3 protein-coding genes are annotated in these 3,527 nt (G+C 39.1%); 2 read left to right on the top strand and 1 reads right to left on the bottom strand.

The window, feature by feature from the left end:
- Positions 1–1,275 (top strand): methyl-accepting chemotaxis protein (locus AC3DU7_RS15785; protein WP_488040282.1); only part of this gene is annotated, 1,275 nt, incomplete at its 5' end.
- Positions 1,276–1,488: 213 nt separating this feature from the next.
- Here the strand turns inward: AC3DU7_RS15785 and AC3DU7_RS15780 are convergent.
- Positions 1,489–2,448, bottom strand: a complete 960-nt coding sequence (locus AC3DU7_RS15780) for an ROK family protein (RefSeq protein WP_488040281.1) — start codon at positions 2,446–2,448, stop codon at positions 1,489–1,491.
- A gap of 634 nt (positions 2,449–3,082) precedes the next feature.
- On the opposite strand from AC3DU7_RS15780, the gene AC3DU7_RS15775 reads away from it, so the two are divergent.
- A complete protein-coding gene (locus AC3DU7_RS15775) occupies positions 3,083–3,481 on the top strand; it encodes a DUF5132 domain-containing protein (RefSeq protein WP_488040280.1) in 399 nt (132 codons plus the stop codon).
- Positions 3,482–3,527 lie beyond the last annotated feature (46 nt).

The following is a 3,527-nucleotide window of genomic DNA, read 5'->3' as shown; positions in this document are numbered from 1 at the left end:
CAAGGGGAGATATTGGAACTTAAGACTACCTTGAATAAAATGGTAGACCAGCTAAATGCTTTTAGTGGAGAAGTAACGCGGGTTGCAAAAGAAGTTGGAAGCGAAGGAATATTAGGAGGTCAAGCACAAGTTGAAGGAGTAAGTGGCACTTGGAAAGATTTAACAGATAATGTCAATGGTATGGCATCTAACTTAACTTTACAGGTGAGAAATATTGCAGAAGTAGCTACTGCTGTTGCTGAAGGAGACTTAACTCAGAAAATTACTGTGGATGCTCAAGGGGAGATATTGGAACTTAAGACTACCTTGAATAAAATGGTAGACCAACTGAATACCTTCTCATCAGAAGTAACGCGCGTTGCTAAAGAAGTGGTTGCCGGGCAATTAGGTGGTCAAGCTCAAGTACAAGATGTCAGGGGAGTTTGGAAAGACTTGACAGATAACGTCAATACAATGGCAGCTAACCTCACCGAACAAGTGAAAAAAATTGCCCAAGTAGCGATCGCTGTTGCCAAGTCATCCGAGGAAATGATGTCGGAAAGTCAAACCATGAGTCAAGCATCTCAAGAAACCTCGACTCAAGCAGAGTCAGTTTCTAGTACCGCCGAACAAGTTAGCGTCAATGCTCAGTCAGTTGCTACTGGTGTAGAAGAAATGACTGCTAGTATCCGAGAAATTGCTAAAAATGCCACTAATGCTGCTCAAGTTGCCACAACTGCTGTCGAAACCGCCGAAACTACTAATGAAACCATTGGCAAGTTAGGAGTTAGTAGTACAGAAATAGGTAAAGTGATTAAAGTCATTACTTCTATTGCTCAACAAACCAACCTCCTCGCCCTCAATGCCACTATTGAAGCAGCAAGAGCGGGAGAAGCAGGAAAAGGTTTTGCGGTAGTTGCCAACGAAGTTAAAGAATTAGCAAAACAAACCGCCAGTGCAACCGAAGATATTAGTCAAAAAATTGAAGCTATCCAAGGAGATACCAAAGGAGCAGTAGAAGCGATCGGTCAAATTACCACTATTATTAATCAAATTAACGACATCCAAAATACGATTGCTTCGGCGGTAGAAGAGCAAACTGCCACTACCAACGAAATTGCCCGTAACGTTAACCAAGCAGCAGAAGGCTCATCAGGAATTGCGCGTAATATTACCAGTGTAGCACAAGCAGCGCAAAGTACCAATAATAGCGCAGCCAAAACCCAACAGTCTGCAACTGAGTTATCCAAAACAGCGGGAGACTTACAAGAATTGGTAAATCAGTTTAAATTTTAGAAATTGTAGGAGAATTGACTTAATCAAATACATACGCAAATCATCAACTAAGTCAAAACTCTTCTGGAATTTCTACCTAATGGCAGCATAAGTGGATGGGAAAAACCAGAATCTTGCGAGTGCCACTTTCAGGGCTTTATTTAGCGACAAGTCTACTAATTATCCGGACATGATATTATTAATTATTCATTCCTGTTGCCTGTTGCCTCTTTTTTAGTTATTCAACAACAGATACTCAGCTAATGCTACTGCTCCCCACAAAGGTGCTTCATCACCCAATGCTGCTGGTACAATCTCAAAATTTACTTCTGGTAAAGCAGTTTCTCTTGCTACTCGTTGTAAGGTTTCCCACAATAATTCACCTGCCTTCATCACCCCACCCCCTAAAATAAACCGTTCGGGGTTAACTAAATTAGCTACATTCCCAATACCTACTCCCAAACCCCAACCTGCCAATTCGATCGCCTTAATAGAAACTTTGTCTCTTTGCATAGCTGCTTGACTAACTTCCTGGGCAGTTATTGCTTCTAAATCATTATTTACCAAACTCCGCAAAATTTGCCCTTCTTGAGGTTGATATTGCAACTGTTCCCTTACTTGTTGGGCAATATAGGGACCTGATGCCAATCTTTCCACACAACCACGCTTACCACAAAGACAAATTGGACCTTCTGGATCGACGGTGACATGACCTATTTCTCCTGCCATACTCTGAACACCCCGCCATGGTTTGCCATTGAGAATCCAACCTCCACCGACACCAGTGCTTACAGTAATATAAAGTAAGTTATCATATCCTTGACCAGCACCAAAACGATGTTCTCCTAATGCTGCTACGTTGGCATCATTATCAACTATTGCGGGTGAGTTAAATTCGGTTTCTAATATTTGCTTGAGGGGAATATTTTCCCAACCTTTTACATGATGGGATAGACGAACTGTACCTGTTGTTGCATCTACTGGGCCGCCAAAACTTACTCCTATAGCAGCAGGTTTTTCGCCTTTGAGGAGGTTGTGAGAAATAGTTTGCATCATTTCAATATCTGTTTGAGCAGAAGCATGGGGAGGGGAAAAAGTTTTTTGATAATCTTGCCAGTCTCTTTCACCAGAATTTAATACTGCTGCTGCTAACTTTGTGCCACCAAAATCAAGGGCTAAAATTTTATTTGTCATAAATTATAGATAGGGTTTATTGAGAATATTTTTAATCTCTTAAACTAGGATTTGGAGGGAAACTCCGGTTAAATTAATTTAATATCAAGTTTATAGAATAAAGGCTTTTAATAATTAATAATTAATAATTAATAATTAACAATTACCTCTTCTTTTCAATAAGAGGATTAACGCGGAGCATGAAAATTTTTTCTTTTCTTGGTCGATGGTCGGCCAGCAAGGAGACCGGCTCTTGCAGAGCAGCTCCGCTGTTAGCGCAGCTTTGCGATAGCAAACGTCATCCATCGACCCCTTTTTTCTCCTTTAAAGGATAGGCTTTAAACTTTAATTCTTCGGCAAGTTTAATTTTAATTCTTGTAGTTTATTTTCAGTTATTAAGTAATCTATAAATTCGTAGATATAGCAGTTGAAGGAAAGAGCGCGGACAGTTCAAAATCTTAAAACTCAGACAAAGCAATATTTTTACTTCTTCCTTCTTCCTTCTGCTATAATTTTAGAAACTGCTATATTTTATTGTTGAAAATTAATGGCAATAGGGAGTTAAATTTAATAAAAAATTAATCACTCTTGATGATGTTTTCTTGTTATAATTATTTTATAATACTAATAATACTAAAATCAGGAGAGCATTAAGATGGTAGAACAAACTAATCAAAATCTACCAGAGTCAGTCAATCAAAATTTACCTGTGGTAGCTAATCAAACCTGGCAACAAGCAACTCAAAACTTACCTCAACAAGTTAAACAAACTGTTATTCAAAATCGAGTTCCGATTGCAGTAGGTGTGGGTGCGATTGTATTAACTCCGATTCTTTTACCTTTGTTAAAACCCGTAGCTAAAGCAACTATTAAAACGGGTGTTTCTTTCTTGGAAAAAACTAAAGGCGCTCTAGCAGAAACAGTAGAAGTATTCGGGGATATTGTGGCGGAGGCTAAGGCAGAGGTTGCGGCAGAAGCACAACATAAATCTAACTTAAAAGCAGGTGTATATTCTCAACAAGAATTGAATGCAAATAAGTCGGCAACTCCTTGAAGAAGGAGTCATTTCAGTTATCAGTTATCAGTTATCAGTTATCAGT

It is taken from the genome of Okeania sp., assembly GCF_983059655.1.
This window is presented reverse-complemented; position numbering and strand designations above follow the sequence as displayed.